Source organism: Treponema sp. UBA785, assembly GCF_002297065.1.
Lineage (GTDB): Bacteria > Spirochaetota > Spirochaetia > Treponematales > Treponemataceae > Treponema_D.
On the sequence record NZ_DBJD01000090.1, the window covers coordinates 49153 to 55369 of the forward strand.

The following is a 6217-nucleotide window of genomic DNA, read 5'->3' on the forward strand; positions in this document are numbered from 1 at the left end:
CCTCGGGTTGTCCGTGATTTGCAGAAAGATCTCGGTAAAAAGGTAAACCTTCAGATTGAAGGTGAAGAAACGGAGTTGGACAAGACTGTTATTGACGATCTTATGGATCCTATCATGCACTGTGTTCGTAATTCTGTTGACCACGGAATCGAATCTCCTGAAGAACGCAAGGCTTTAGGTAAGAGCGAAACAGGTACTGTTCTGTTAAAAGCTGCAAACGAAGGAAACATGATTATCATCGATATTGTTGATGACGGTAACGGAATTGATGCGGAAAAAGTGCGGAAAAAGGCCGTAGAAAAAGGACTTATTCATCCAAATAAAGTCCTTTCGGAACAGGAAGCTGCAAATCTTATATTTTTACCAGGTTTTTCAACAGCAGACAAAATTACAAATGTTTCTGGTCGTGGCGTAGGTCTCGATGTCGTAAAGACAATGATTGATAAATTGAACGGAACTGTAAACGTAACAACAGAAAAAGGCCGTGGTTCTAAATTCTCAATTAGGCTTCCGCTTACTCTTGCAATTATTCAAGGTCTTCTTGTGCGCGTTGGAAGAGAAGTTTATTCAATTCCTATTGCGTCTGTAATTGAAAGCCATCGCATTAGACGTGGCGAAATCAATACAATTGACAATTATGAAGTTTTGAATGTCCGCAACGAAGTAATTTCTGTTCTTCGTCTTAGCAGGCTGTTTAACATCCGCAATACCGAAGATGGTGAGTATTGTTTTGTTGTAATTGTTGGCACGCAAGATAAAAAAATCGGTATTATGGTCGATGCCTTGATTGGAGAAGAAGATGTGGTTATAAAACCTTTGCGTGATCAGTTTACGCAGTCTCCAGGAATTGCAGGCGCTTCTATTCTTGGTGACGGCTCTGTTTCGCTTATTATTGATGTAAGCCAGCTTCTTGAGCTTGGAGTGCGTCAGGAAATTGAAGCTCGCTCTGAATATGGGACTATTGACTAAGGCAAAAGAGGTTTATCATGGCTAACGAAAATATTCAGAATCAGACAGAAACTAAAAATATCAATACAGCTCTTGCACAAAATCTTGGTGCTTATGCTAGTATTGTTCCTGATGCGGAACGGGAATCTGCAGAAAGAAAAGAAAAACTTGCTCAGATTGACTATAAAATGGTAACTTTTTCTCTCGCTGGAAAAGACTATGCAATTGATATTATGAAAATAAAGGAAATTGCAAAGGCCGGACGTTTTACTTATGTTCCGAATACATTGCCATTTGTTCTTGGAGTTTACAATCTTCGTGGAGATATTATTCCTATTGTCGATTTGAGGCTTTTTTTCAATATCGAAGTTCCAGAAAGAAAAGAAGATTCCTTGGAAAATATGCTTATCTGTTCGATTGGCGAGCAGACATTCGGAATTGTCGTAGATGTAATTGACAAAGTCGTTGGAATTCAAAAAGCAACAATTCAGCCGCCTCATCCACTTTTTGGCGATATAAACATAAAATATATTCAGGGAGTTGTTGAAGTAAACAACAGGCTTTATATTCTTCTTGATATAGAAAGAATTTTTGGTTCTAAGACAGAAGCTCAGGCGATTGAAGAAGAAAATGTTCGTATGAATATGGCACACAATGCAAAAGTTGCCGTAAAATCTTCTTTAGAAAAAGAATTTGTAAATTCTGAAAATCAAAAAACTTCTGTTTCTGCGGCTGAAACTAAGGTTGAAAAGCATCCTGGCGATGAGCTTAAGTTTATTACAGAATCTTTGGCGCAGATGAGAAAATTTACGGTTTCTGCTGTAAATGAACCTTGGCTTAAAGCTCGTTTTGATGCGTGGCAGAAAGAGCGTTCTCAGGATAAAATTCAACTTTCTTCAGCGGAAGATGCAGATGCTTTCTTAAAAAATTTTTATTCTCCTTGTTCAGGTGCTTGGTGGACAAAAGAATATGCTGATTCAATTTTTAAGATTTTGCCGGACAATGCCGCAAAACAGATTACTGTCTGGAATCCTGGCTGTGGAAAAGGAATGGAAACTTATTCACTTGCTTGTATTTTGAAAAAGCGTTATCCAGAAGCTAAGATTAGAATTTATGCGCATGACATTGATTTGCTCAATGTTTCAAATGCTCCGTTAATCAGCGTTCCTGCCGAAATTGCAAATGGCTGGTATGCTCCTTATCTTACGAACAAGGCTAATTCTGATTTTACTTTTACAACTGACATAAAAAATAGTATTATGTTTGAGTATCATGACTGTGCAAATACAAACTCTTTGCCTGTATGTGATATTATATTTGCAAGGGATTTGATTTCATTCTTGCCTTTGGCTTCTCAAAAAGTTCTCGAAACTGATTTTGATGAAAAACTTAAGGGCAATGGAATTATCATTCTTGGTCAAAACGAAACTCTGGAGGGAGAGGGCAAGTGGCTTGCTCATAAAGACGGAACTGTAACCTTTTTTACAAAATAAATAAAAATTGGGAGAATTTTATGAGAGTAGAATATATCAACCCATTCGTTGAAACTTCATTTCAGATTTTAAAAGAAGTTCTTGGTGGTGCGGATGTAAAACGCGGTGATTTGTATTTGAAATCGACCGCAATGCCAGTTATGGGAGTTGCCGCTTTGGTCGGCCTTGCTGGTGATGTTGAAGGACGTGTTCTGTTTGATATGTCTTACGAAACAGCATTGAACATTGCTTCAAAAATGAACGGAGAAACACTTGCTACTTTTGATGATTTGGCAAAGGCTACAATCAGCGAACTTGCAAACCTTATTACTGCGCAGGCAGTAACAAAACTTCATGAATTGGGATTTAAGTTCGACTTGACTCCTCCGGCGCTTTTTGCTGGAGAAAAAATGGAAATTGCTGCATTGGGTGGACAGACAGACAGTGTTGAAGCGCTGATTGTTCCTCTTATTACAGAATGTGGCAAAGTAGAAATTAACGTTGCGATTCGCGAACGTATGTAGAATTGAGGAGGCAGCAACATGAAAACTAAACAGGATTTCCCATCAATCAATGAGCGTCCGCCAGAAGGCGTAAGAGTTGACGGTACAAAAATTCGTGTGCTTATCGTTGACGACTCAATCTTCGTTGCAAAACAGCTAGGACAGATTCTTACTTCCGAGGGTTATGAAATCGTAGCTACGGCTGTTGATGGAAAAGACGGTGTTGATAAGTATAAGGAACTTTGTCCGAACGTGGATCTCGTTACAATGGATATTACAATGCCACGTATGGACGGTATTACAGCCTTGGAACAGATTATGGCTTTTGATAAAAACGCAAAGGTTGTAATGGTTTCTGCTCTTGGAAAAGAAGAGCTTGTAAAAAAATCTCTTTTGCTTGGAGCGAAAAACTATATTGTAAAGCCTCTTGACCGTAAAAAGGTTCTTGAGCGTATCGGTGCAGCTGTAAAGTAAGCGCACTTGATTTGTGTCAAATGTGTTGAAAAACTTAAAAAACCTGGTTCTTGAAGAATCAGGTTTTTTTTTGCATAATAGCACCTATGGCAGATAAAAAAAAGATTTCGATTCTAGATTCGACTTTGCGTGATGGCTCGCAGGGAGAAGGTATAAGTTATTCAGTTCAAGATAAGATAAATATTGTCATGGCTTTGGATGAGCTCGGAGTAACTTTTATTGAAGCCGGAAATCCCGGAAGCAATCCTAAAGACATGGAGTTCTTTATAGAAGCAAAAAAATTGCAGCTTAAAAATTCTAAAATCGTTGCTTTTGGTTCTACAAGGCGGAGGGATTTGGCTTGTGCAGAAGATGTTAATTTGCAGAGTCTTTTATCTGCTGATACGGAATATGTCTGCATTTTTGGAAAAACTTGGGATTTCCAGGTGACGGATATTCTTCATGCAACTCTTGATGAAAATATAGAGATGATTCGGGATACGGTGGAGTATTTAAAATCAAAAGGCAAGAAAGTGATTTTTGATGCTGAGCATTTTTTTACTGGATACAAGGCAAATTCAGAATACGCATTAAAATCACTTGAAGCTGCTGTAGAAGGCGGAGCTGTTTGTCTTTCCCTCTGCGAAACAAAAGGCGGCGCAATGCCGTCAGAATGTAGAGGTGCTGTTGAAGCTGTCGTAAGTCGTTTTGGCTCAAAGATTGAAGTTGGAATTCATACTCACAATGACTGCGGACTTGCTGTTGCAAATTCTTTGATTGCCGTTGAAGCTGGCGCTTCTCATGTTCAGGGCGTTCTTCTTGGATTTGGAGAGCGGGCTGGCAATGCAAATCTTTCTACGATTATTGCTGATTTGCAGTTAAAACTTGGATTTGAATGTGTTCCTCAAAAAAATATGAAGCTTTTGACTCCAATTTGTAAGAGAATTGCAGAAATTACAAATATTGCTCTTGAACCGGGAATGCCTTTTGTAGGTTCGAGCGCTTTTGCCCATAAAGCAGGAATGCATATTGACGCAGTTATAAAGAATCCTTTTGCATACGAACATATTGAACCAGAAACTGTCGGAAACGAAAGAGTTTTCTTGATGAGTGAAGTTGCTGGAAAAAGCATGATTGTTGAAAAAGTGCAGAAATTTGACAAATCGCTTACAAAAAATAGTCCTGTCGTTGCCGAAATCGTAAAACGTGTAAAAGAACTTGAGCATGAAGGCTATCAGTTTGAAGGCGCCGATGCAAGTTTTGAAATCCTTGTGCGAAAAACTATGGGAAAATATCAGCCGTTCTTTAATCTTCATTATTATAAAACAAGCGGTGAATTTCCGAGATTTTCTGATGACCAAAGCGCATTTGCTCAGGTAAAACTTGATGTTGAAGGTACTGCTGTAATTACTGCCGGAGAAGGCGACGGTCCTGTAAATGCAATGGATACTGCTTTGCGAAAAGCCTTGGTTCAATTTTATCCAGCTGTAGCAAAAATTCACCTTACAGACTATAAGGTCCGTGTACTTGATGGAAAAGAAGCGACTGCAAGCGCTGTCCGTGTTCTTATTGAATCTAGCGACGGAGAAAATTCATGGAGCACAATGGGAGTTGCAAGCGACGTAATTGAAGCTTCTTATATTGCTCTTGTAGATTCGTTTGAATATAAGCTTATAAAAGATTTGGAACGAAAATATTCAAGAATAATTTAAGTTTTGTAAAAATGAAAGCCGAAAGCAGTTTTTCTCTGGTTTCGGCTTTTTTTACGGTGTTTTCTGTTATTTGTAAAAAACGTGTTTCGATGTATAATAACCGCGACATTCTAACAGAAAATCTAAACAAATTTCTAAATGAGGATTTTTATTTTTTGGGAGCAAGACGATGTCCGTTTTTTTGCGCGATTTAAAACGCTTTTTGCTTGTTGCTTTTGGCGGTTTTTTGATGGCTCTGAACATTGTCATTTTTGTTCAGCCTGCTGATTTGTTTCCTGGCGGTTTGACGGGAATTACCTTGCTTTTGCAAAATATTTTCTTAAAATATTTTAATATTCACCTTCCGTATTCGGTTACTGTCTATGCTTTTAACCTTGTCCCTGTCTGGATTGGTTTTAAATTCATCGGAAAACGGTTTACTTTTTTTAGCGTAGTGATGATTTTTATTTCCGGTCTTTTTACGGATATTCTTTCTGGTTTTGAATGGCTCCATCTTACTGACGATATTCTTTTGTGCACGGTTTTTGGAGGAATTTTAAACGCGGTTTCTGTTGTTCTCTGTCTTTTTGCGGAAAGTTCTTCAGGTGGAACTGATTTTATTGCAATTTATATTTCAGAAAAGACAGGACGTTCTGCCTGGAATCTGATTTTTTGTTTTAACTGCATCGTTCTTTTTTTTGCAGGAATTCTTGTTGGCTGGGATAAAGCTCTTTATTCAATAATTTTTCAATACGCTTCAAGTCAAGTTATAGCTTTGCTTTACAAGAAATATTCAAAAATCACGCTTTTGATTATTACTGACAAAAGTGATGAAATTTATGCCACAATAAAAAATTTGACGAATCATGGCGCTACTGTTTTTGAAGGCAGAGGCGAATATTCTGGAAAAACTCATAAAATGGTGTATACGGTCGTTTCTGCGGCTGAAAGCGGAAGTTTGGAAAAGCAGCTGCGTACTGTAGATCCAAATGCTTTTATAAATGTAATCGAATCGAAAGATATTTTGGGAAGGTTTTTTAAAAGACAGCCTGACTGATTTTTTTTGAAAAATTTTCTTTCTTCTTTCTTTTGTTTTGAGAAAAACTGTCTTAAAAATTGCGATTTTTAAGTTCATTTTTGATTTTTAGCT

6 protein-coding genes are annotated in these 6217 nt (G+C 37.8%); all 6 read left to right on the top strand.

Annotation, left to right across the window (positions count from 1 at the left end; translation table 11 throughout):
- Positions 1-969, top strand: a 969-nt coding sequence (locus B2X33_RS08030) for a chemotaxis protein CheA (protein WP_296668896.1), incomplete at its 5' end; no start/stop codon positions are given.
- A gap of 17 nt (positions 970-986) precedes the next feature.
- The gene (locus B2X33_RS08035; protein ID WP_296022808.1) at positions 987-2441 is read left to right on the top strand and encodes a chemotaxis protein CheW; all 1455 of its coding nucleotides are present in this window, start codon (positions 987-989) and stop codon (positions 2439-2441) included.
- A gap of 20 nt (positions 2442-2461) precedes the next feature.
- Positions 2462-2944, top strand: coding sequence for a chemotaxis protein CheX (locus tag B2X33_RS08040; protein WP_078929897.1), 483 nt, complete (start codon positions 2462-2464; stop codon positions 2942-2944).
- An 18-nt stretch (positions 2945-2962) separates the two neighbouring features.
- Entirely contained in the window at positions 2963-3397 is a 435-nt protein-coding gene (locus B2X33_RS08045; protein ID WP_078929899.1) for a response regulator, read from the top strand.
- 86 nt (positions 3398-3483) lie between these two features.
- A complete protein-coding gene (gene cimA / locus B2X33_RS08050; RefSeq protein ID WP_296022820.1) occupies positions 3484-5088 on the top strand; it encodes a citramalate synthase in 1605 nt (534 codons plus the stop codon).
- Between the two features lie 169 nt (positions 5089-5257).
- Positions 5258-6124 (top strand): YitT family protein, encoded by an 867-nt coding sequence (locus tag B2X33_RS08055; protein WP_296668899.1) that lies wholly within the window; start codon positions 5258-5260, stop codon positions 6122-6124.
- Positions 6125-6217 lie beyond the last annotated feature (93 nt).

Coding starts and splice junctions, on each gene's coding strand:
- B2X33_RS08035 (WP_296022808.1), top strand. CDS start 987: ATGGCTAACGAAAATATTCAGAATCAGACAGAAACTAAAAATATCAAT.
- B2X33_RS08040 (WP_078929897.1), top strand. CDS start 2,462: ATGAGAGTAGAATATATCAACCCATTCGTTGAAACTTCATTTCAGATT.
- B2X33_RS08045 (WP_078929899.1), top strand. CDS start 2,963: ATGAAAACTAAACAGGATTTCCCATCAATCAATGAGCGTCCGCCAGAA.
- cimA (WP_296022820.1), top strand. CDS start 3,484: ATGGCAGATAAAAAAAAGATTTCGATTCTAGATTCGACTTTGCGTGAT.
- B2X33_RS08055 (WP_296668899.1), top strand. CDS start 5,258: ATGTCCGTTTTTTTGCGCGATTTAAAACGCTTTTTGCTTGTTGCTTTT.